Source organism: Pseudomonas sp. BIGb0164 (genome assembly GCF_024810135.1).
In the GTDB taxonomy this organism is placed as follows: domain Bacteria; phylum Pseudomonadota; class Gammaproteobacteria; order Pseudomonadales; family Pseudomonadaceae; genus Aquipseudomonas.
On sequence record NZ_JANUEA010000005.1, the window covers coordinates 165,616 to 188,666 of the forward strand.

The window sequence follows — 23,051 nt, forward strand, 5'->3', positions numbered from 1 at the left end:
AGGGGGCTCCTTTATGGAGCCCTTTTTATTGGTTGGAAAAACTACCCGACGTACTCGGACTCACTGTGGGAGCGGGCTTGCTCGCGAAGGCGTTCTTTCAGTCGAAACTTGTTTCACTGACCCACCGCTTTCGCGAGCAAGCCCGCTCCCACTCAAGCCCGCTCCTGCAATAGAAGCATCAGCGCAGTGCAGCGATCGCATCCACCGACTGGCGAATCAGTTCCGGGCCTTTGTAGATAAAGCCCGAGTACAACTGCACCAGGCTGGCACCGGCCGCGATTTTCTCGGCCGCATGCTTGCCTTCAGTGATGCCACCCACGGCGATGATCGGCAGGCGCCCCGCCAACTCGGCGGCCAGTACCTTGACGATATGAGTGCTCTTGTCACGCACCGGCGCGCCCGACAGACCGCCCGCCTCGTCACCATGGGCCAGCCCTTCGACACCGACACGGCTGAGGGTGGTGTTGGTCGCAATCACAGCGTCCATGCCCGAATCCACCAGGGCCTGGGCCACCAGTACGGTTTCTTCATCGCTCATGTCCGGGGCAATCTTGATGGCCAGCGGCACGCGCTTGCCGTGGCGCATGGCCAGGTCTTCCTGGCGCTGACGCAGGGCTTCGAGCAATTGCTTGAGGGAATCGCCGAACTGCAGGCTGCGCAGGCCCGGGGTATTGGGTGAACTGACGTTGACGGTGACGTAGCTGGCGTGGGCGTAGACCTTGTCCAGGCAGATCAGGTAGTCATCCACCGCACGTTCAACCGGGGTGTCGAAGTTCTTGCCGATATTGATCCCGAGAATCCCCGTGTACTTCGCCGCCTGCACCCGTGACAGCAGGTGATCAACCCCCAGGTTGTTGAAGCCCATGCGGTTGATGATCGCCTCGGCTTCCGGCAGGCGGAAGATGCGTGGCTTGGGGTTGCCCGGTTGTGGCCGTGGGGTCACGGTGCCGATTTCGACAAAACCGAAACCCAACTGTGCGAAGCCATCGATGGCCGCGCCGTTCTTGTCCAGGCCGGCAGCCAGGCCGACCGGGTTGGGGAAGTCCAGCCCCATCACCGACACCGGCATTTTCGCCGGTGCCTTGCATACCAGGCCATTGAGCCCCAGTCGGCCACCGGCACCGATCAGGTCCAGGGACAGATCGTGGGAGGTTTCCGGAGAGAGTTTGAACAACAGCTGGCGGGCCAGGGTATACATGGGCGGGCTAGACTCGGATGGCGGTAAAGGTGGCGGCGATTATAGCCGGGGTCACGGCGCGCGCGCGAGGCATGCCGTCCAATCGTCAATAGCGCCGCGCTACCAGCGCCTCATAGCGCGCCCAGATCTTTTCGGCGTAGCGCATGCGCAAGGCTTCACGCTGCGGGCCCGGGCCCGGCCCCACATTGTAGGAGCCCACTGCCGTCCAGTTGTAACCGAAACGCCGGACGAATTCGGCAAGGATCGACGCGCCTACCTCCACCGAAAGGCAAGGCTCGTTCAATAGCCGCTCTTCGGTAATGCCTTGCTTGAGCAGGCGCGGCAAATGAATGCTGTTGATCTGCATCAAGCCGATATCTCGCGTGCCGTTGCGGTTGTCGTAGTTGACCGCTTGCGTGCGATAACCCGACTCCACGGCAGCGATGGCCTGCAGCAACTCAGGCTCAAGGTCATAGCGGCTGGCAGCTTCGTCCCAGCAGTCGGCCAACGCCGTGTTGCTGCCCATCCACAGAGCCAGCAGCAGGCTCCTGCTCCACGCACTAGCCATTGCGGGCCTGCCCGCACACCGAACATACCCTCGGTTCTTCGGCCTGCACCGCGCAAGTAAAACGGTACCCCCGGCCATAGATCGTCTTGATAAACCCCTTGTCGGCCTTCAGGTGCTTGCGCAACGCGTAGATGCACCGCGTCAGCGACTCCTCCGCCACCTCGCCCCGAGGCCATGCCTGTTCCAGCAAGCGATCCTTGGTCATCAGCGCCCCACCGGAAGCCAGCAGCAAGCGCAGTACCTGGCCCTCCTTGGGCGGCAATTGAATGTCCGCGCCCTCCCCCGTCAACCGGCCATCGCCGTGCAAGGTCCAGCGATCAAAAACCAGGGCCGTCGCCAACCCATCACTTGCGACGGCCATGCACACCTCTGTATCCGACGTTCGACATTGAAATCACTATTTCCTGCACCGGTTGCCCAATCAACGCCACGACTATAAAAACCTGTTCTGCAACGTACGGCAGGACAAAGCCCATAGACCCGACGACTTTCGGAAGTACCCGGTAAGACAATTCGCTACCCATGCCAAGGTTCACCACTGGTTTCGCCCTTCAATTCATTGAGTGACGTCAGAGGGCGGTGCTTCATTCGTCTGTTGGGGCACGTCCAGTTCCGCCACCCATTGCTTGACTAGCCGCACCTGCGCAGGCGTGCCCCTGACCAGCAAACTGTTGGTGTTGGGGTAGGGAATGACCGCAAAGCCCTTGTCTGCCAGCAGGCTCTTCTGTTTACGCGCCAGCAGGGCCTCGATCATCGAAACCATCCCCGGTACCACAGGTTGATCTGCACCGGTGCCCGCCTGGCGGTCCGCTACAAAATGGTGAAGCACCTCCACCACGCCGAAGGCCTGCGCCTGCACGGGCGTCTTCACGGCCCGGCGGTCCATCAATTGCGCCATTTGCAGCACGCGGTCGACATAGCTCGGCGGCCCGGACACATAAAACATGCGCTGCCCGCCATCACGCAGAGGGAAGCGGGGCTCATCCAGCCCTGCCCCTTGCATGAGGCTGCGCAGCTTGCTGACGGAAATATGCCGGAGCACGACGGCCGAACTTCTGATCTCGGCAGCCTCGTAGAGGTAAAGCGTTTGCCGGTCGCGGTGCCAGATCAATCCCTCCTGTCGGGCCAACGCCTCCAGCACCTGTTCGGGGGCTGCAAAGTCGTATGTTCCACTGACACGCTTGCGCTCAACCCGTCGGCTGACCACCACCGCCACACCCAAGGGCCCCAACAGTGCATTGAAAAATGTGCCCAGGCTTTCCTCCTGCGCCTGGTACTCGTCACCCCAGGCCGCTGCACAGCTGAGCAGCAACACGACACACAACGCCCACCGGCATAGTCGGTGACAGGTCATCGTTGCGGCGGAGTCAGCGTGCAAGGTGAGGTTTCCTCAGCGGTCTGGCGTAGCGAAGCGGCCATACTGAAAGGCAAGCGGCGTTCAATCTTGATGAAAAGCTGACGGCAACGCGTGGCATGTGCCTTGCTACAGACATTGCATCAGGGCCCGCACCAGCGTCGGAGCAGGCCTACAGACAAAGGCGTCGTTACCCTTCAATGGCCCATAGCGCCATCCGAGGGAACGACGCTTTTTTTTCAGAGAAAAGGTAGGTGTTGATGAACGATTCAGTCGGCAACAGCCCGGTGAATAATCCGTTGGCCTGGGTCAACGGCAGTGACGCTCCGGAAAAGAGCAGCCTGGACCTGGGCTTCATGGCACTGACCGATTGCGCCTCACTGGTGGTTGCCGCCACCCAGGGTTTCGCCCAACCCTACGGGCTGACGCTGAACCTCAAGCGCCAGTCCTCCTGGGCTAACCTGCGCGACAAACTGGTCAGCGGTGAGCTGGATGCCGCCCACAGCCTGTATGGACTCATCTATGCCGTGCACCTGGGCATCGGCGGGGTGGCGCCCACCGAGATGGCGGTGCTGATGGGCCTCAACAGGAACGGCCAGAGCATCAACCTGTCCCACGGCCTGCAGCAGCAAGGCGTGACCACTCCCGAGGCACTGGATCGCCACGTGCACCAAAGCCGAACAAAACTGACCTTCGCCCAGACATTTCCCACGGGCACACACGCCATGTGGCTGTATTACTGGCTGGCGAGCCAAGGCATCCACCCCTTGCAGGACGTGGACAGTGTGGTGGTCCCGCCGCCGCAGATGGTTGCGCATCTGCAGGCTGGGCGCATCGACGGGTTTTGCGTCGGCGAGCCCTGGTGTGCCAGCGCAGTCAAGCAACATCAAGGTTTCACCCTGGCCACCACCCAGGCGATCTGGCCGGATCATCCGGAAAAGGTGCTCGGTTGCACCCAGGCGTTTGTCGAGCAATACCCCAACACGGCGCGGGTGCTGGTGATGGCCATTCTCGAAGCCAGCCGCTTTATTGAAGAAAGCCAGGAAAACCGTCGCTCTACCGCACAACTGCTCAGCGCCCGCGACTACCTGGATGCGCCACTCGACTGCATCGAACCTCGCCTGCTGGGCACCTATGACGATGGGCTGGGCAACCAGTGGCAAGACCCTCACGCGCTGCGCTTTTTTGCCGATGGCGAGGTCAACCTGCCCTACCTGTCGGACGGCATGTGGTTCATGACCCAGTTCCGCCGCTGGGGCCTGCTGCGCGAAGACCCGGACTACCTGGGCATCGCCCGCCAGGTCCAGCAGTTGGACCTGTATCGTCAAGCCGCCAGCGCCGTGAATGTTTCAAGCAGCCCCCAGGACATGCGCAGCAGCCAATTGATCGACGGCAAGGTCTGGGACGGCAGCGACCCCGCCGCCTACGCGCGCAGCTTCCGCCTGCACGCCATGACCGACCACACCAGCCGCCAAGCCTTGCGCTGACAGGAGCACGGATATGTTGCGAATCCTGTTGATCAACGACACTCCGCGCAAGGTCGGTCGGCTTAGGGCCGCGCTGATTGAGGCCGGGTTCGAGGTCATCGATGAGTCGGGCCTGACCATCGACCTGCCGGCGCGCGTCGAAACGGTGCGACCGGACGTGATCCTGATCGATACCGAGTCACCCGGGCGCGATGTGATGGAGCAGGTGGTGCTGGTCAGCCGCGACCAGCCACGGCCGATCGTGATGTTTACCGATGAGCACGACCCGAATGTGATGCGCCAGGCAATCAAGTCCGGCGTCAGCGCCTACATTGTCGAAGGCATCCAGGCCCAGCGCCTCCAGCCGATTCTCGACGTGGCCATGGCGCGCTTCGAGAGCGACCAGGCCCTGCGCGCCCAGCTCCAGGCACGGGACCAGCAACTGGCCGAGCGCAAGCGCATCGAGCTGGCCAAGGGCATGCTGATGAAAATGAAGAGCTGCAATGAAGAAGAGGCCTACACCCTGATGCGCCGCCAGGCCATGAGCCGCCAGCAGAAACTGATCCAGGTGGCCGAGCAGATTATCGCCATGAGTGAGCTGCTCGGCTGATTTGGCTCAGCTCTTGCTAAGCATTCATCACAGGTAACCAACGGCGGTTGCCCCTCCACGACAAAGACGTCGCACATCCGGTTTGCCCCCCGCAAACCCGGTGGCGGCGTTTTTTCGTTTTGGCCCCAGCGCATGGGGCCGGTGGGGCAGCCTTCGCCGGCTGTTCCATCACCCGGCCTTCTTACAAGACTCCCAACCGTTGAGGTGCGTGATGAAATCAAGCTTCTGGAAATCCGGGCACACCCCGACCCTGTTTGCCGCGTTCCTGTATTTCGACCTGAGTTTCATGGTCTGGTACCTGCTGGGCCCGTTGGCGGTGCAGATCGCCGCCGACCTGCACTTGACCACCCAGCAGCGTGGCCTGGTGGTGGCGACGCCGATCCTGGCGGGCGCCGTGCTGCGCTTTCTGATGGGCATGCTGGCCGACAAGCTGTCGCCCAAAACCGCCGGGCTGATCGGCCAGGTGATCGTGATCGCCGCGCTGTTGGGCGCCTGGAAGCTGGGCATCCACAGCTACGAACAAGCCTTGTTGCTGGGTGTGTTCCTGGGCATGGCCGGTGCGTCGTTTGCCGTCGCCCTGCCCCTGGCGTCCCAGTGGTACCCCGCCGAACATCAGGGCAAGGCCATGGGCATCGCCGGCGCCGGCAACTCCGGCACCGTGTTTGCGGCCTTGCTCGCACCGGTGCTGGCCGCAGCGTTTGGCTGGAGCAATGTGTTCGGCTTCGCCCTGATCCCGCTGGTGCTTACCCTGATCGTCTTCGCCTGGCTGGCGCGCAATGCACCGGAACGCCCGAAAGCCAAATCCATGGCCGATTACTTCAAGGCCCTGGGTGACCGCGACAGCTGGTGGTTCATGTTCTTCTACAGCGTCACGTTTGGCGGTTTCATCGGCCTGGCCAGCGCCCTGCCCGGCTACTTCAACGACCAGTACGGCCTGAGCCCGGTTACCGCCGGCTACTACACCGCGGCCTGCGTGTTTGGCGGCAGCCTGATGCGTCCGTTGGGCGGCGCCTTGGCCGACCGGTTCGGCGGCATCCGCACCCTGCTCGGCATGTACAGCGTGGCGGCGATCTGCATCGCGGCGGTGGGCTTCAACCTGCCCAGTTCCTACGCGGCCTTGGCGCTGTTCGTCTGCACCATGCTCGGCCTCGGCGCAGGCAATGGCGCGGTGTTCCAACTGGTACCGCAGCGTTTTCGCCGTGAGATCGGCGTGATGACCGGCCTGATCGGCATGGCCGGTGGGATCGGCGGTTTTGCCCTGGCGGCCGGCATGGGTGCGATCAAGCAAAGCACCGGCAGTTACCAGATGGCGCTGTGGTTGTTCGCCAGCCTTGGCGTGCTGGCCTGGTTCGGCCTGCACGGCGTGAAACGCCGCTGGAGAACCACTTGGGGTTCGGCCGCCGTGACCGCTGCGCGCGTCTGATGAGCCTGCAACTGAGCGTCGCCCACGCCAGCGCCATCGGCCCACGGGCCGAAAACCAGGACGCCCTGCGCGTGGTCACGCCGGTCGCGGAACTGGCCGCCAGCAAAGGTTACCTGTGCGCATTGGCCGACGGTGTGAGCCAATGCGCCGATGGCGGGTTGGCGGCGCGCTCGACCTTGCAGGCCCTGGCCCTGGATTACTACGCCACGCCGCAAACCTGGGGCGTGGCCCAGGCCCTGGAACGCCTGCTGCTCGCGCAAAACCGCTGGCTGCAGGCCAATGGCGGTGGCCAGCCGCTGCTGACCACTCTCAGCGCCCTGGTGTTTCGCGGCCAGCGCTTCACCCTGGCCCACGTTGGCGATTGCCGGGTGTATCGCTGGCTGGACGGCGAGTTGCAGCGCATCAGCGAAGACCATGTGTGGGAGCAACCGGGCATGCAGCATGTGCTCAAGCGCGCCCTCGGCCTGGATCAGCACCTGGTGCTGGATTTTCTCGACGGCGAACTGCGCACGGGCGAATGCTTCCTGCTGCTCAGCGATGGGGTGTGGGCCACGTTGGGCGATCACAGCATCAGCACGATCCTGCGCGAACAAACCGACCTCGACCTGGCCGTGAACACCCTGGTCAACGCCGCTCATCTGGCCGGCAGCCAGGACAACGCCAGCGCTTTGCTGGTGCGCATCGACACGCTGGGCGCGGCCACCCTCGGCGATGCCTTGGTGCAGTTGCAGCAGTGGCCTTTGCCGCCGCCGCTTAAGGCTGGGCAACGCTTTGAAGGCTGGCAGGTAGAAAGCGTGCTGGCGCAGAGTCGACAGTCGTTGCTGTACCGGGTACGCGATGCCCAGCAGCAACCCTGGCTGTTGAAAACCTTGCCGCTCAACCGTGACGACGACAACGATGCCGGCCAGGCCCTGCTGTCGGAAGAATGGTTTTTACGGCGGGTGGCCGGTCGCGCGTTTCCGGAAGTGCATGCCGCCAGCGGGCGTCAGCACTTGTACTACGTGATGCGCGAATACCCCGGGCAAACCCTGGCTGCGCTGTTCCAGCAGCAAGGCCCGCTGCCCCTGGCGCAATGGCAGTCCATCGCCGAGCGCTTGCTGCGGGCCGTGGGCATGCTGCATCGACGGCAGATCCTGCACCGCGACATCAAACCGGAAAACCTGCTGCTGGGGGACGACGGCGAACTGCGTGTGCTGGATTTCGGCCTGGCCTACTGCCCGGGCCTTTCTGAAGACCGCGCTCACTTGCTGCCTGGCACCCCGAGTTTTATCGCGCCGGAGGCCTTTGCTGGTGACCGGCCTACAGCGCAGCAGGATTTGTACAGCGTCGGCGTTACCTTGTATTACCTGCTCACCGGGCATTACCCCTACGGTGAAATCGAGGCTTTCCAACGGCCGCGTTTCACCCAAGCTGTCAGCGCCAGCCGCTACCGCCCGGACCTGCCGGATTGGCTGCCACTGAGCCTGGAACGCGCGGTGGCCGCTCAACCCGCGCAGCGTTATGAAACCGCCGAAGAATGGCTGCTGGTGCTGGAACAGGCCGATCGCCGCGAACTGAGCGTGCGACCCAGGCCACTGCTGGAGCGTGAACCGCTGAAGGTCTGGCAGACCCTGGCGGTGGCGTCGCTGCTCATCAATCTGGTGCTGGTGTACTGGTTGTTGCACCACTAGGGAGCAAATCCCCACTCCAGTTTTTGCGCAAGCCCCGTAAACCCGGGCACAACGCAACTTGGCACAACCGCTGCATTAGCTGACACAACACCCCACATACAGCCGCACCTTCAACGTCGAAGGGCGAGCTTCCCGAGAGAACGGGACCAGGACAAAGGCGTCCTCGCTAGGTAACTAGCGGGGACGCCTTTTTTTGTTTGCGCGTGATTGGTCGAGCCATTGCGGAGAACGACATGAAAAAACTCAAACTGGTGATGATCGGCAACGGCATGGCCGGGGTTCGCACCCTTGAAGAATTGCTCAAGCTGAGCAGCGACCTGTACGACATCACCGTGTTCGGCGCCGAGCCGCACACCAACTACAACCGCATCCTGCTGTCGCCGGTACTGGCCGGCGAGCAAACCTTCGAAGAGATCGTGCTCAACGACTTGAGCTGGTACCTGGACAACAACATCAAGCTGCTGCTCAACCGTAAAGTGGTGCAGATCGACCGCGTCAAACGCATCGTCATCGCCGAAGACGGCACCGAGGCGGAGTACGATCGCCTGCTGATCGCCACAGGCTCCACCCCCTTCATCCTGCCGATCCCCGGTAATACGTTGCAGGGCGTGATCGGCTACCGCGACATCGCCGACACCCAAGCCATGATCGACACCGCCAAGACCCACACGCACGCCGTGGTCATCGGCGGTGGCCTGCTGGGCCTGGAAGCCGCCAACGGCCTGATGCTGCGCGGCATGCACGTTACTGTGGTGCATATCGGCGAATGGCTGCTGGAGCGTCAGCTGGACAAGACCAGCGGCCAACTGTTGCAGACCGAGCTGGAAAGCCGTGGCCTGGTGTTTCGCCTGTGCGAGCAGACCCAGGCGCTGCATGACGCGGGCAACGGTCGCGTCGGCTCGGTGCAGTTCAAGAACGGCGACATCATCCCTGCCGACCTGGTGGTGATGGCGGCGGGTATCCGGCCCAACACCGAGCTGGCGGAAAAATCCGGCATTCCCTGCAACCGTGGGATTTTGGTCAACGACACCCTGCAAACCTACGACCCGCGCGTCTACGCCATCGGCGAGTGCGCCAGCCACCGCGGCATCGCCTATGGCCTGGTGGCGCCGCTGTTCGAGCAGGCCAAGGTCTGCGCCAACCACCTCGCACAGCTGGGCTTTGCCACCTACAAAGGCTCGGTCACCTCGACCAAATTGAAGGTCACCGGCATCGACCTGTTCTCGGCCGGCGACTTCATGGGCGGCGAAGGCACCGAGACCATCACCCTCTCCGACCCGATTGGCGGTGTGTACAAGAAACTGGTGATCAAGGACGACATCCTGGTCGGCGCCTGCCTGTACGGCGACACCGCTGACGGCGGTTGGTATTTCCGCCAGATCCGTGAGAACCACGCCATCGGCGAGATCCGCGATCACTTGATGTTCGGCGAAAATGCCTTGGGCGATGTCGGCCATCAAGGCCAGGACAAGGCCATGAGCATGGCTGACAACGCCGAAGTCTGCGGTTGCAATGGCGTGTGCAAGGGCACCATCGTCAAGGCGATCCAGGAACAGGGGCTGTTCAGCGTCGACGAGGTGAAAAAACATACCAAGGCCGCCAGCTCCTGCGGCTCCTGTGTTGGCCTGGTCGAGCAGATTTTGATCAATACCGTGGGCGGCGCCGCTGACGTCAAGCCGAAAAGCGAAAAGGCCATCTGCGGCTGCAGCGACCTCAACCACGGGCAGATCCGCCAAGCCATCCGCGACCAGCACTTGCTGACCATCGCCGGTACCATGAGCTACCTGAACTGGCGCACGCCCAACGGCTGCGCCACCTGCCGCCCGGCCTTGAACTACTACCTGATTTCCACCTGGCCGGGCGAAGCCAAGGATGACCCGCAATCGCGCCTGATCAACGAACGCGCCCACGCCAATATCCAGAAAGACGGCACCTATTCCGTGGTCCCACGGATGTGGGGTGGTGTGACCAACCCGTCGGAGCTGCGGCGCATCGCCGATGTGGCCGACAAATACAACGTGCCGATGGTCAAGGTCACCGGCGGCCAGCGCATCGACCTGCTGGGGATCAAGAAGCAGGATTTGCCGGGGGTGTGGAAAGACTTGGACATGCCGTCCGGCCACGCCTACGGCAAGTCCATCCGCACCGTGAAGACCTGCGTCGGCAGCGAGTTCTGCCGCTTCGGCACGCAGAACTCCACCCAACTGGGCATCGAGTTGGAGCATGACCTGTTCAACATGTGGTCACCGCACAAGGTCAAATTGGCGGTGTCCGGCTGCCCACGCAATTGCTCGGAAGCGGGCATCAAGGACGTAGGCATTATTGGCGTCGACTCCGGCTGGGAGATGTACATCGGTGGCAACGGCGGCATCAAGACCGAAGTCGCCGAGTTCTTCGTCAAGCTCAAAACCGCCGAAGAAGTGCGCGAGTACAACGGCGCCTTCCTGCAGCTGTACCGCGAAGAAGCCTTCTACCTTGAGCGCACCGTGCACTACCTGCAACGGGTGGGCATGGAGCACATCAAGAAGGCCGTGCTGGAAGACCCGGCGCGCCGCCAGGCCCTTAACGAGCGCCTGCAATTCTCGCTGTCGTTCGAACAGGACCCGTGGAAGGAGCGCCTGGAACAACCGCTGCTGAAGAAGGAGTTCGAGGTCATCCCCGTCAAACAACTGGAGGTGCCGGCATGAACTGGCTGGATATCTGCGCCCTCGACGACATCAACACCCTGGGATCGCGCATCATCAACGGGCCCAAGGGTGATATCGCGATTTTTCGTACCAGTGACGACGAAGTCTTCGCCCTCGATGACCGTTGCCCCCACAAAGGCGGTCCGCTGTCCCAAGGCCTGATCTACGGCAAACGCGTGGCCTGCCCGTTGCACAACTGGCAGATCGACCTCGCCTCCGGCGAAGCCCAAGCCCCGGACATCGGTTGCGCCCATCACCACCCGGCCCGCGTGGAAAACGGCCGTGTGCTGCTGGCCCTGCGGGACGCTGTGTGATGAACCGCCAGACCACCGCCTCTACCTGTTGCTACTGCGGCGTGGGTTGCGGCGTGTTGATCGAACATGACGGCGAGCAAATTATTGGCGTGCAAGGCGACCCCGACCACCCGGCGAACTTCGGCAAGTTGTGCAGCAAGGGCTCCAGCCTGCACCTGACCGGCGACTTGGCCGCCCGCGCCTTGTACCCCGAGTTGCGCCTGGGCAAAGGCCTGGCGCGCAGCCGCACCGATTGGGACACCGCGCTGGAGCACGCGGCCAACGTGTTCGCCCAGACCATCGCCGAACACGGGCCGGACAGTGTGGCGTTCTATATTTCCGGGCAATTGCTCACCGAGGATTACTACAGCTTCAACAAGCTGGCGCGGGCGCTGGTGGGCACCAACAACATCGATAGCAACTCGCGGCTGTGCATGTCTTCGGCGGTGGTCGGCTACAAGCGCAGCCTGGGCGCCGACGCACCACCTTGCAGCTACGAAGACCTGGAGAGCAGCGACTGCGTGATGATCGTCGGCAGCAACATGGCCTACGCGCACCCGGTGTTGTTCCGACGCCTGGAAGCAGCCAAGGCGCGGCGCCCGCAGATGAAAGTGCTGGTGATCGACCCACGTCGCACAGACACCTGCGATTTGGCTGACCTGCACCTGGCGATCCTGCCGGGGACAGACGTCGCGCTGTTCCATGGGATCTTGCACCTGCTGCTGTGGGAAGACTGGATCGACCGCGCGTTTATCGAGGCGCATACCGAGGGGCTGGCCGAGCTGAAGCGCCTGGTGCACGACTACACGCCGCAGATGGTCACGCAGCTCTGTGGCATCAGCGTCGAGCAGTTGCGCCTGTGTGCGGAATGGGTCGGGACCTCCCACAGTTTTCTGTCGTTGTGGTGCATGGGGCTTAACCAGTCCACGGCGGGCAGCGCTAAAAACAGCGCGTTGATCAACCTGCACCTGGCCACCGGCACGATTGGCCGGCCCGGCTGCGGGCCGTTTTCCCTGACCGGCCAGCCGAATGCCATGGGTGGGCGCGAGACGGGCAGTTTGTCGAACCTGCTGCCCGGGCACCGTGAGGCCGCCAACCCTGAACATCGCGAGCAGGTCGCGGCGTATTGGGGAGTTGATTCGTTGCCAGCGTCTACCGGGCTCACGGCTGTCGAGCTGTTCGAGCAGGTGCAAGCTGGTAAGGTCAAGGCATTGTGGATCGCCTGCACCAACCCCGCGCAATCACTGCCAGACCAGAACCGCGTGCGCGAAGCCTTGGCCGCCTGCCCGTTCGTGGTGCTGCAGGAGGCGTTTCGTACCACCGAGACCGCCGCCTACGCCGACCTGCTATTGCCCGCCGCCAGTTGGGGGGAGAAGGAAGGCACGGTGACCAACTCCGAGCGGCGTATTTCCCACGTGCGCCGTGCCATCGTCCCACCGGGAGAAGCGCGACCGGACTGGGCAATTACCGTGGATTTCGCACAGCGCCTGGAGCGCCGCCTGCGTCCGGGTTTGAGCAGCCTGTTTGCCTTTGAGCAGCCCGCGCAGGTGTTTGACGAGTACAAGATGCTGACCCGTGGCCGTGACCTGGACTTGTCGGGCATCAGCCACGCCTTGCTTGATCGTATCGGCCCGCAGCAATGGCCGTTCCCCCAGGGCGCCGAGGGAGGTACCTCACGCCTGTACACCGACGGTGTGTTCCCGACCGACAACGGGCGGGCACGCTTCGTTGCCGACCCTTACCGCGCCGCGAAGGAGCAACGTGACGCGCGCTTCCCGCTGACCCTGATTACCGGGCGCCTGCGCGACCAATGGCATGGCATGAGCCGCACGGGTACGGCGGCGCAGTTGTTCGGGCATGTCAGCGAGGCGTTGTTGAGCCTGCACCCGGATGAGTTGCGCCGGCACCGCTTCAAAGAAGGTGATCTGGTCAGCCTGAAAAGCCGTCGCGGCCAGGTGATCGTGGCGGTCAGCAGTGATGACAGCGTGCGTCCCGGGCAGGCATTTCTGCCCATGCACTGGGGTGATCGTTTTCTCAAGGGCGGCGTGAATGCGCTGACCCAGCCAGCGTTTGATCCCTTGTCCAAACAACCGGAACTCAAGCACAGCGGCGTGCGCCTGGAAGCGGTGCAACTGCCGTGGCAACTGTTCGCGTTGATCGAAGGTGATGTGCAGCAACACTTCGAAGCCCTGCGCCCGCTGTGCGAGGGCTTTGCCTACGTCAGCCTCAGCCTGGCCGGGCGGGAGCGGCCCGCGTTATTGATACGCGCCGCCCATAGCGAGGCGCCCGACCTGCAGCTGTTGACCCGAATCGATGAACTGCTGGGCCTCAACGACGGGCCAGTGATGGCTTACGACGACCCACGCCGCTCGATCGGCAAACGCGTGAAGATCGAAAAAGGCCGCATCACGGCCTTACGCCTGGCCGGCGAAACCTTGGCGCGGCATTGGTTGCAAAGCCTGTGGCTGGAGGGCCGCACCGACGACCAACTGCGGCGCTGGCTGTTGGCGCCGTTGAGCGCCCCCCCGGGCGGAACCGCGGCGAGCAACAAAGTGCTGTGCAATTGCAAGAACGTCAGCGAAAACGCGGTGTGCACAGGTATCGCCCGGGGCCTGGACCTGGATGGGCTCAAGCGGGAACTGGGCTGCGGCACCCAATGCGGCTCCTGTGTGCCGGAAATCAAACGTCTTTTGGCCAGCAGCCCGCAGCCAATCGCGATCAGTGTGTGAGGGGAACAACATGAGTGCAAAAGTCTGGTTGGTGGGCGCAGGCCCCGGTGACCCCGAGCTGTTGACCCTCAAGGCGGTGCGTGCGCTGCGTGAGGCCAATGTGGTGTTGATCGACGACCTGGTCAACGTGGCCGTACTGGAACACTGTGCCGGTGCGCGGGTGATCACCGTCGGCAAGCGTGGCGGTTGCCACTCGACCCCGCAGGATTTCATCCATCGCCTGATGCTGCGTTATGTCCGCCAGGGCAAGTGTGTGGTGCGGCTTAAAGGGGGGGATCCGTGTATTTTTGGCCGGGGTGGCGAAGAAGCGACCTGGCTGCGTGAACACGGGGTGGAGGTGGAGCTGGTCAACGGCATTACCGCCGGCCTGGCGGGGGCGACGAATTGCGCTGTTCCGCTGACTTTGCGGGGTGTGAGCCGTGGGGTGACGCTGGTGACGGCGCACACCCAGGACGACAGCCACCTTAATTGGCGTGCACTGGCCGAAGGCGGCACCACATTGGTGGTGTACATGGGGGTGGCCAAGCTTGAGGAGATTCGCCAGCAATTGCTCGACGGCGGAATGGCTGCCGATATGCCGGTGGCGATGATCGAGAATGCATCACTGCCCCAGCAGCGGGAATGCCGCAGCAACCTGTTGCACCTGCAGGAAGACGCGCAGGCATTTGCCCTGAAGAGCCCGGCGATCCTGGTGATCGGCCGTGTTGCCGCCTCTGCTCAAGCCGCTTGCGCCGTTGCGGTCGCCAGCGCCTGAAGCAAATTCAAGGCGAAAAAAAGCCCGGCCTAGGCCGGACTTTTTTCTACCACTCAGTAATTACTGAGCAGCTTGAGCTTCTACCGAGGCTTCTACGCGACGGTTGATAGCACGGCCTGCTTCAGTTGCGTTGTCAGCAACTGGACGGGATTTACCGTAGCCAACCGAGCTAACGCGGTTAGGAGCGATACCGTCTTTGACCAGAACTTGCTTAACAGCGTCAGCACGACGCTGGGACAGCTTCTGGTTGTAAGCGTCTGGACCTACGGAGTCAGTGTGACCTTCAACCACGGTGGTGGTTTGTGGGTACTGCTTCATGAAGTCGGCCAGGTTTTTCACGTCGCCGTAGCTGTTAGGCTTAACAACGGACTTGTCGAAGTCGAACTTAACGTCCAGCTCAACACGAACAACCTGAGCAACTGGAGCTTCTGGCTCTGGAGTTGGCTCTGGAGCTGGTGCTGGGGTAGGAGCTGGAGCAACTGCGCCAGCGTTGCCGCCGAAGTTCACACCCAGGCCAACCAGTGCGGAGTAGTCCCACTTGCCGTTGTCCAGGTTGTAGTCAGACTCAACACCAGCACGGGCGAACAGGTTGTTGGTGAAGTAGTACTTCACACCAGCGCCAGCGATAGCCAGGGTCGACTGGTCGCGACCGCTGTGGCCGTCAGCCTGTACGTTGGTACGGGATTGGTGACCGAAACCACCTTCTACGTATGGACGCAGGGAATCAACACCGGCCTGACCGAAGTGGTACTGAGCAGTCACGCTGCCAGTGTCACCTTTGATCTTCTGGTTGCCAGTACCGTCGTTCGAACGGGTGTGGTTGGTGGTGTCGTAGTTCAGGTTGATCGACACGTCGTCGGTCAAGAAGTAACCGATGCTTGCGCCAGGGTTGAAGCCGTCTTCGATGTGCTTGACGCTATCGTTGTACTGCTTCTTGTAGAACAGCTGGCCTTCAACTGCGCCTTGGCCTTGTGCCAGAGCGCCGAAAGAAGTGGCAGCAATAAGAGAACCAATGGCAAAGCCCAAGGTGTTTTTCAGTTTCATCCGTTAAATCCCCATCTGGTGATTGTAAAGCAGTCCCACAAACCGGGGGACAACTCGGCGACAAGTCTAACAGAACTTGCCTACACGTAAGAGATATTTGCCACGCACTAAGTTTCAGTCTCGCCCGCAAATTTCTCACGTAATTTATCAAGAGCACGTTTGTAACGCATTTTTGTAGCACTCAAACCCATATGCATGATGTCAGCGATCTCCTGAAACTCCAGCTCTGCGACAAATCGTAGCACCAGAATTTCCCGGTCAATCGGGTTCACATGCACCAACCAGCGATCAAGTCCGCCCTTCTCCTCGGGTGCTGGCGCCTTCTCTTCAGACGCTTCCTCGAGGGGGTCCAGACTCAACGCGTCCATCAAGCGACGCTTTCGCCGTTCCTTGCGATACTGCGTGATGCACTCGTTGTACGTGATGCTATATAGCCATGTCTTGAACTTCGATTTGCCCTCAAAGTTCTTCAGGCCATACAGCACCTTGAGCATCACTTCCTGACAGACATCATCCGCATCTCTATCGTTCCCTAAATACCTTGAACAAACGTTGAACAAAGTGCGTTGATATCTGCGCATCAATTCTTCGTACGCGCGTGTTACGTGAAACAGCTCCGTGTGCGAGCGCGCGACCAACTCCTCATCAGAGAGCTCACGGGGGTCATAGCGCGTGGACAGCGTTTGGGCTTTATTCAAAACAAGTCGTGCCGACAGTCAGGTCAATGTCCGCTACAGCCCGGCTACCCGGGTTTGCGGCGGCGTACATTAGCAGGGTTTGCCGGGTTAGCGGCTACTGACCTGCTGCTCCAGGAGGATCCGATTGGACAGCGACACCAGGTCGCCGTCATCGGTCAGCACCGTCGTCTTGACCGTGCCGATCTCCTCGATCTGTCCTTCGACCTCGCCTATACGCACCTGTTGCCCAACCTGATACAGCTCACGCACATAGATTCCCGCAAGAATCTGCCCGGCAATTTCCCGGCTTCCCAACCCCATGGCCAGCGCAACGGCCAGACCAACGGTAATCAAAACGATCACGATCACGTGGTTGAGCAGGTCAGTCTTGACCTCCAACTGGCTGATCGCGACCGAAATACTGATGATGATGACCAAGCCCTGGGCAATCCGCCCAAGGCCGGCAGCATAGTCCAACCCCACGCCTTCAGCGGCGCCGCGCACCAGCCCATTGGCCAGTTGCGCCAGCAAGACACCTACCAGCAGTACCAGCGCACCGCCGAAAACCTTCGGCAAATACAGTGCCAGCATGTCGAGCGTAGCTGAAACTCGCTCAAGGCCAAGGGATTGAGCCGCAGAAACCAGAAAAATAAGTAGAACGAACCAATAGACGATCTTGCCGATCAGGGTGGAAATCGGCACTTGCAGGCCGGCACGCCCCAGCAGCTTGGTCAGGCCAGTGCCTGCCATCAAGCGGTCCAGGCCCAATTTGGCGAGCAGTTTGGACAGCAGGGTGTCGAGCAGCTTGGCCACGACAAAACCCAGCAACACCAGGACCAGGGCACCAAACAGGTTGGGGATGAAGTTAGCCACCTTGGTCCACAATGCGGTCATCGCGGTGACCAGGCTCTGGGTCCAGAGATCAAGTTCCATATTCAATCAGCCTTATCAGCAGTGCGAGCAAGAGGTTTACGACGGGAAACCGGCGATACGTGGGCCGAACCATTGTTCAGGGCCATCATCAACGCCGGCAGCCAACGACCGAGCAGGCCGAACAGGTCACCCGCCCCTACCTGACGGTTGGCGGTTTTCAACACGCGGCCCAGGCAGGCATCGTCATCCCGGTTGGATGGCGAGGCATTGAGCATGTCACGCAAAGACTGTTCGAACGGATCGTGCATAAAGACCTCTCGCAAGTGATTTAAAAGACGAGGGTAAAATTCTTGGGGTCACATGGGACCTTTCCTACGTTCAGGTCATATTCAGGTCAAACCCAGCGTAATCGTCGAAAAAGCCACCATTGTCCGAGCGCAACCGCCACCATCATCAGGCAGGCAATCACGAATCCGTAGGGGCTGGCGGAGAACGGAATGCCGCCCACATTGATGCCCAGCAAGCCGGTGAGAAAACTCATTGGCAGGAAGATCCCGGTGATGATGCCGAAGCGGTACATGGTGCGGTTCATGCGCACGCTCAAGCGCCGGTCTTCAGCCTCCAGCACAAGCCCCACGCGCTCCCGGGTCAATTCCAGCTCTTCCAGGTAGCGGGTCAGGCTGTTGTTCAATTCGTTCCAGTAGTCGGCATCGTCGTCACAAAACCACGGCAATTTGATTCGCGTCAGCTGGGCAAAAATATCCCGCTGCGGCGCAAGGAATCGCTTCAGCCCAGCCGCTCGCCGACGGATCTGCAAAACGTTGCCGTGCTCCGGAGTATACCGTTCGTCGGCATCGAGTTTTTCTTCTTCGGAATCGACGATTTCAGACAGGTCGGTGACCAGGTCCTGCACTTTATTAGTCAGGTACTGCGCCATATAAAGGATGAGTTCCGAAGCGGTTTTCGGCCCTTTGCCGTCCGCCAGCTGCACCAGCAGCTCGTCCGTGGCGCGCAAGGGCCGCAGACGCAGGGAAATCACGCGACTGGCCGCCGCAAAGATCCGCACCGAGACCATGTCTTCCGGCTCGGCGCCCGGGTTGAGGTTGATCCCGCGCAGAAACAGCAGCAATTCGTCATCCGGCAGCGGCAACAAGCGCGGACGGGTGTTTTCTTCCAGCAGCAAGTCGCAGGCGAACTCGCTCAAGCCACTGGACCGGCGCAGCCAGGTCTGGGTCTGCGGGTGGCTGCGATCCCAATGCAGCCACAGGCTTTCCTGAGGCTGCAGTTGCAGGTCGTCTAGCTCTGTCCGGGCAATCGAACGCGCACCGCCTTTACCGTCCAGCACCAGGGCATGCACCAGCCCCCATTGCGCGTTTTCTTCCTCGAACATCCTCACCCCTTTCGTCTGCAGCGGTTTATTCAGGCATTTTCAGCGGGCTTGGCGACACGATCACGCCATTGTTGTCGGCATAGACATACTCCCCCGGACGGAATGTCACGCCGGCAAAGGTCACGACCACGTTCAGATCGCCAATACCGCGCTTGTCGGTCTTCATCGGGTGGCTCGCCAAGGCCTGCACCCCCAGGTCGGTCTGGGCAATGACATCGACATCGCGAATGCAGCCGTAGATCACCATCCCTTCCCAGCCGTTTTTCGCCGCTTTCTCGGCGATCATGTCACCCAGCAAGGCACGGCGCAGGGAGCCGCCACCGTCCACTACCAGCACTTTGCCTGCACCCGGCAGGTCGGCTTGCGCCTTGACCAGGGAGTTGTCTTCAAAGCACTTGATGGTGACGATCTCGCCACCAAAGGAATCTCGGCCGCCGAAATTGCTGAACATCGGCTCAAGCACCTGTACGAGTTCAGGGTAGGCGTCGCACAGGTCGGGGGTCACGTAATGGTTCATTGAAAAATTCCTTTCTGGCAAAGAGGTGTCTTTCGAAAGAAGCGCCAGGCACAGCGGGGGCAGACCTTCCCACCCCCAACGGCGCAACGCAATAGCCACTGCGCGACTGAATATGACCAGAAGCGTTTAACGCGTCATATCTTAGCCGCAACCACACACGAGTGAAACGCCCTTGGCAGAGCGCTTCGTCAAACCGTTGCCGCCACCTCCGATTGTGCCCCGAATAAAGGTGTCAGCGGGTCTTTCAGCCATTGCGCCACCAATGGCCACACTTCGGCCTGGGCGGCCTTGCTGACGAGCATCTCCACATGGCCGAAATCCCCGGTAAACCCTTGCTGGCGGCCCAGGCACAGGTATTGACGGTGCTCTGAACCGACTTGTTCGAACAACTTGCGACACGCCCAGTCCGGGTCTTGCTGGTCACCCGCCGCACTCACCGCCAGCAGCGGCACATCGACCTCTGCCAAGCCTTTCCACCAATCGTTCTTGCCTTCGCCAAAGCGGCCAAACAGGCCGTTCCAGCGCATGGCCTCGATCATCACGCCGGCCGGTTCATCCTCGGGGCCGCGCTTGAGGCGCGAGCCGGAGACCTCACCAAAGCGTTTCAACAGCAAGCGGCCCGTCCACTCCACCGGTGGTAGTTTCAACGGCCAGTGGGTGCGACTGACCTGACTGCCAAACAGCGCCACCGAAGCCACCGCCGGCGCGCCCAAGTGCTGCCCGCCAAGGGCCGCCGCTAGGCTGATGCCGCCCAGGGAATGGCCGATCCAGTGGGGAACCTGCGCGCTTTGTTCACGCACGAACGCCCCAATTGCCGGCAAATCGTAACGTGCGTAGTCGGCCACACGGTTGCGGGCGTAGTCATGATTGCGCTTGGACAGGCCATGGCCGCGCATTTCCGGGATCCAGACATCAAACCCCAACCGCGCCAGGTAAGCGCCCAGGCCGATGCCTTTAGGCGAGTACCAGAAGCGCCGGTTGGAAAAACTACCGTGCAATAAAATAACCGGGATGCCCCGGTTTTCCGGGACATCGGCCAGGCCCAAGCGGGTCACGGCCAACTCGACGGTGCCGTCGGGGCTGTTACCGGGCTTGAGGCGGTACACATCTTCACTCAGGTCGCCACGACGTTCAGCGCTGATCAGGGCGACGGGAAACAGGTTGCTGCTGCTTTGCATAATGCTCTTGCACAAAAAAGGGCGGCGTCCGCAAGGATTCCCGCCCTGTACAGATAAGAATGCCGGTCACCCTGTGAGAGTGACCGGCACTTTTGACGTAACGACCTTAGACGGACGCTTGGCCTTCTGCCAGGAAGAACCAGGTTTCCAGCACGGAGTCGGGGTTCAGCGAGACGCTTTCGATGCCCTGCTCCATCAGCCACTTGGCCAGGTCAGGGTGGTCGGAAGGGCCTTGGCCGCAGATGCCGATGTACTTGCCGGCCTTGTTGCAAGCCTGGATGGCATTGGCCAGCAGCTTCTTGACCGCAGGGTTACGCTCGTCGAACAAGTGGGCAATGATCCCCGAGTCGCGGTCCAGGCCCAGGGTCAGCTGAGTCAGGTCGTTGGAGCCGATGGAGAAACCGTCGAAGAATTCCAGGAATTCTTCGGCCAGGATCGCGTTGGATGGCAGTTCGCACATCATGATCACGCGCAGGCCGTTCTCACCACGGGTCAGGCCATTTTCGGCCAGCAGGTCCACCACCTGGCTCGCCTCGCCCAGGGTGCGCACGAACGGCACCATGATCTCAACGTTGGTCAGGCCCATCTCGTTGCGCACGCGCTTGAGGGCGCGGCACTCGAGTTCGAAGCAGTCACGGAACGATTCGCTGATGTAACGCGAAGCGCCACGGAAGCCCAGCATCGGGTTTTCTTCTTCCGGCTCGTACAGCTTGCCGCCGATCAGGTTCGCGTATTCGTTGGACTTGAAGTCCGACAGACGCACGATGACCTTTTTCGGGTAGAACGCCGCCGCCAGGGTGCTGATGCCTTCCACCAGCTTCTCGACGTAGAAGCCCACCGGGTCGTTGTAGCCGGCGATGCGCTTGTCGACGCTTTCCTTGAGGTCCAGTGGCAGGCCGTCGTAGTTCAACAAGGCCTTGGGGTGCACGCCGATCATGCGGTTGATGATGAACTCCAGGCGGGCCAGGCCCACGCCGGCGTTCGGCAGCTGTGCGAAGTCAAAGGCGCGGTCTGGGTTGCCGACGTTCATCATGATCTTGAACGGCAGGTCCGGCATGGCGTCGATGGAGTTCTGCTTGATATCGAAGCCCAACTCACCTTCGAAGATGAAACCGGTGTCGCCTTCGGCACAAGAGACGGTAACGCCCTGGCCATCTTTCAGCAGTTGGGTGGCGTTGCCGCAGCCCACGACCGCTGGGATACCCAGTTCACGGGCGATGATCGCCGCGTGGCAGGTGCGCCCGCCACGGTTGGTGACGATGGCGCTGGCGCGCTTCATCACCGGTTCCCAGTCGGGATCGGTCATGTCGGAGACCAGCACGTCACCTGGCTGGACTTTGTCCATTTCGGACACGTCCTTGATGATCCGCACCTTGCCGGCGCCGATGCGCTGGCCGATGGCGCGACCTTCCACCAGCACGGTACCGGTTTCTTTCAGCAGGTAGCGTTCCATGACGTTGGCCGAGGTGCGGCTCTTCACGGTTTCAGGACGGGCCTGCACGATGTACAGCTTGCCGTCGTCACCGTCCTTGGCCCATTCGATGTCCATCGGGCACTTGTAGTGCTTTTCGATGATCATCGCTTGCTTGGCCAATTCGCTGACTTCAGCGTCGGTCAGGCAGAAACGCGTGCGTTCAGCCTTGTCGACTTCAACGGTTTTTACCGAGCGACCGGCCTTGGCCTCGTCGCCGTAGATCATCTTGATTGCCTTGCTGCCCAGGTTACGGCGCAGGATAGCCGGGCGGCCAGCCTCAAGGGTGTGCTTGTGCACGTAGAATTCGTCGGGGTTGACCGCGCCTTGTACGACGGTTTCGCCCAGGCCGTAGGCGCCGGTGATGAACACCACGTCACGGAAGCCCGATTCGGTGTCCAGGGTGAACATTACGCCGGCCGTACCGGTTTCCGAACGCACCATGCGTTGCACACCGGCAGACAAGGCCACCAGCTTATGGTCGAAACCTTGGTGTACGCGATAGGAAATGGCGCGGTCGTTGAACAGCGAGGCGAACACTTCCTTGGCCGCACGGATGACGTTTTCCACGCCGCGGATGTTAAGGAAGGTTTCCTGCTGACCCGCGAAAGAGGCGTCCGGCAAGTCTTCGGCGGTGGCCGAGGAACGCACGGCAACGGCCATGTCCGGGTTGCCGGCCGACAAGGTGGCGAAGGCGGTACGGATTTCTTCGTTGAGCTTCTCGGGGAACTCGGCTTCCATGATCCATTGGCGGATCTGGCTGCCGGTCTTGGCCAGGGCGTTGACGTCATCGACGTCCAGGGCGTCCAGCGCGGCGTGGATCTGGGCGTTGAGGCCGCTCAGCTCGAGGAAGTCGCGGTAGGCCTGGGCCGTGGTGGCGAAACCACCAGGCACCGAGACGCCAGCGCCTGCAAGATTACTGATCATCTCGCCGAGGGATGCGTTCTTGCCCCCCACATGCTCTACATCATGGACGCCGAGCTTATCGAGGGAAACTACGTACTCTACCAAGGTGATCTCTCCACTTTCTGTGTTGGAAAAGCTCAGGACGCCGGCTGCTCAGTAGGAGCGTTCGCCTGCGTTTGTGGCCTGGACCTGGAAAATAAGTGAGAATGCGGCCCACTGCGGGACGGCAAAATCGCGCCTATCATATCCAAGATTCGTCATCAG

Annotated in this window: 20 protein-coding genes; 8 read left to right on the plus strand and 12 right to left on the minus strand. The window is 61.5% G+C overall.

Annotated elements, in window-relative coordinates; genetic code table 11:
• Positions 1–178 precede the first annotated feature (178 nt).
• From M2394_RS15015 to M2394_RS15030, 4 genes are all read right to left on the minus strand, one after another.
• Positions 179–1,198: a quinone-dependent dihydroorotate dehydrogenase gene (locus M2394_RS15015; RefSeq protein ID WP_259173011.1), complete on the minus strand. Its 1,020-nt coding sequence runs from the start codon at positions 1,196–1,198 to the stop codon at positions 179–181.
• An 85-nt stretch (positions 1,199–1,283) separates the two neighbouring features.
• Positions 1,284–1,745: a transglycosylase SLT domain-containing protein gene (locus M2394_RS15020; RefSeq protein ID WP_178924587.1), complete on the minus strand. Its 462-nt coding sequence runs from the start codon at positions 1,743–1,745 to the stop codon at positions 1,284–1,286.
• Positions 1,738–2,106, minus strand: coding sequence for a winged helix-turn-helix domain-containing protein (locus tag M2394_RS15025; protein WP_178924589.1), 369 nt, complete (start codon positions 2,104–2,106; stop codon positions 1,738–1,740). Before M2394_RS15025 ends, M2394_RS15020 begins: the two co-directional genes overlap by 8 nt.
• Positions 2,107–2,301: 195 nt before the next feature.
• Positions 2,302–3,060, minus strand: a complete 759-nt coding sequence (locus M2394_RS15030; protein ID WP_259173013.1) for a secretin N-terminal domain-containing protein — start codon at positions 3,058–3,060, stop codon at positions 2,302–2,304.
• 299 nt (positions 3,061–3,359) lie between these two features.
• Here M2394_RS15030 and M2394_RS15035 point away from each other — a divergent pair, with 299 nt between their 5' ends.
• The 8 genes from M2394_RS15035 (at position 3,360) to cobA (ending at position 14,731) form a co-directional block, all read left to right on the plus strand.
• On the plus strand, positions 3,360–4,586 hold the full coding sequence (locus tag M2394_RS15035; RefSeq protein WP_178924591.1) for a CmpA/NrtA family ABC transporter substrate-binding protein: 1,227 nt from the start codon (positions 3,360–3,362) through the stop codon (positions 4,584–4,586).
• 13 nt (positions 4,587–4,599) lie between these two features.
• On the plus strand, positions 4,600–5,175 hold the full coding sequence (locus tag M2394_RS15040; protein WP_176996329.1) for an ANTAR domain-containing response regulator: 576 nt from the start codon (positions 4,600–4,602) through the stop codon (positions 5,173–5,175).
• Between the two features lie 211 nt (positions 5,176–5,386).
• Positions 5,387–6,598, plus strand: a complete 1,212-nt coding sequence (locus M2394_RS15045; protein ID WP_178924593.1) for a NarK/NasA family nitrate transporter — start codon at positions 5,387–5,389, stop codon at positions 6,596–6,598.
• Entirely contained in the window at positions 6,598–8,268 is a 1,671-nt protein-coding gene (locus M2394_RS15050) for a bifunctional protein-serine/threonine kinase/phosphatase (RefSeq protein WP_259173186.1), read from the plus strand. Before M2394_RS15045 ends, M2394_RS15050 begins: the two co-directional genes overlap by 1 nt.
• Positions 8,269–8,501: 233 nt before the next feature.
• Entirely contained in the window at positions 8,502–10,955 is a 2,454-nt protein-coding gene (nirB, locus tag M2394_RS15055) for a nitrite reductase large subunit NirB (RefSeq protein ID WP_259173014.1), read from the plus strand.
• The gene (nirD, locus tag M2394_RS15060) at positions 10,952–11,269 is read left to right on the plus strand and encodes a nitrite reductase small subunit NirD (protein WP_178924597.1); all 318 of its coding nucleotides are present in this window, start codon (positions 10,952–10,954) and stop codon (positions 11,267–11,269) included. Before nirB ends, nirD begins: the two co-directional genes overlap by 4 nt.
• Positions 11,269–13,977 carry a nitrate reductase gene (locus M2394_RS15065; RefSeq protein ID WP_259173015.1) on the plus strand — a complete coding sequence of 903 codons (2,709 nt, stop codon included), beginning with the start codon at positions 11,269–11,271 and terminating at the stop codon, positions 13,975–13,977. Before nirD ends, M2394_RS15065 begins: the two co-directional genes overlap by 1 nt.
• A 10-nt stretch (positions 13,978–13,987) precedes the next feature.
• Positions 13,988–14,731, plus strand: a complete 744-nt coding sequence (gene cobA / locus M2394_RS15070; RefSeq protein WP_259173016.1) for a uroporphyrinogen-III C-methyltransferase — start codon at positions 13,988–13,990, stop codon at positions 14,729–14,731.
• Positions 14,732–14,791: 60 nt separating this feature from the next.
• Here cobA and M2394_RS15075 read toward each other — a convergent pair whose 3' ends face one another.
• From M2394_RS15075 to ppsA, 8 genes are all read right to left on the minus strand, one after another.
• Positions 14,792–15,775, minus strand: a complete 984-nt coding sequence (locus tag M2394_RS15075; protein ID WP_176996335.1) for an OmpA family protein — start codon at positions 15,773–15,775, stop codon at positions 14,792–14,794.
• A 107-nt stretch (positions 15,776–15,882) separates the two neighbouring features.
• A complete protein-coding gene (gene sigX, locus M2394_RS15080) occupies positions 15,883–16,473 on the minus strand; it encodes an RNA polymerase sigma factor SigX (RefSeq protein WP_003193286.1) in 591 nt (196 codons plus the stop codon).
• Between the two features lie 87 nt (positions 16,474–16,560).
• On the minus strand, positions 16,561–17,385 hold the full coding sequence (locus M2394_RS15085) for a mechanosensitive ion channel family protein (protein WP_122717981.1): 825 nt from the start codon (positions 17,383–17,385) through the stop codon (positions 16,561–16,563).
• A 2-nt stretch (positions 17,386–17,387) separates the two neighbouring features.
• Positions 17,388–17,633: a hypothetical protein gene (locus M2394_RS15090; RefSeq protein ID WP_005790375.1), complete on the minus strand. Its 246-nt coding sequence runs from the start codon at positions 17,631–17,633 to the stop codon at positions 17,388–17,390.
• A gap of 86 nt (positions 17,634–17,719) precedes the next feature.
• Positions 17,720–18,715, minus strand: a complete 996-nt coding sequence (locus M2394_RS15095; protein WP_178924603.1) for a zinc transporter ZntB — start codon at positions 18,713–18,715, stop codon at positions 17,720–17,722.
• A gap of 25 nt (positions 18,716–18,740) precedes the next feature.
• On the minus strand, positions 18,741–19,232 hold the full coding sequence (rraA, locus tag M2394_RS15100) for a ribonuclease E activity regulator RraA (protein ID WP_178924604.1): 492 nt from the start codon (positions 19,230–19,232) through the stop codon (positions 18,741–18,743).
• Positions 19,233–19,420: 188 nt separating this feature from the next.
• Positions 19,421–20,410 carry an alpha/beta fold hydrolase gene (locus M2394_RS15105; protein WP_176996338.1) on the minus strand — a complete coding sequence of 330 codons (990 nt, stop codon included), beginning with the start codon at positions 20,408–20,410 and terminating at the stop codon, positions 19,421–19,423.
• Between the two features lie 106 nt (positions 20,411–20,516).
• A complete protein-coding gene (gene ppsA / locus M2394_RS15110; RefSeq protein ID WP_259173020.1) occupies positions 20,517–22,892 on the minus strand; it encodes a phosphoenolpyruvate synthase in 2,376 nt (791 codons plus the stop codon).
• Between the last annotated feature and the right edge of the window lie 159 nt (positions 22,893–23,051).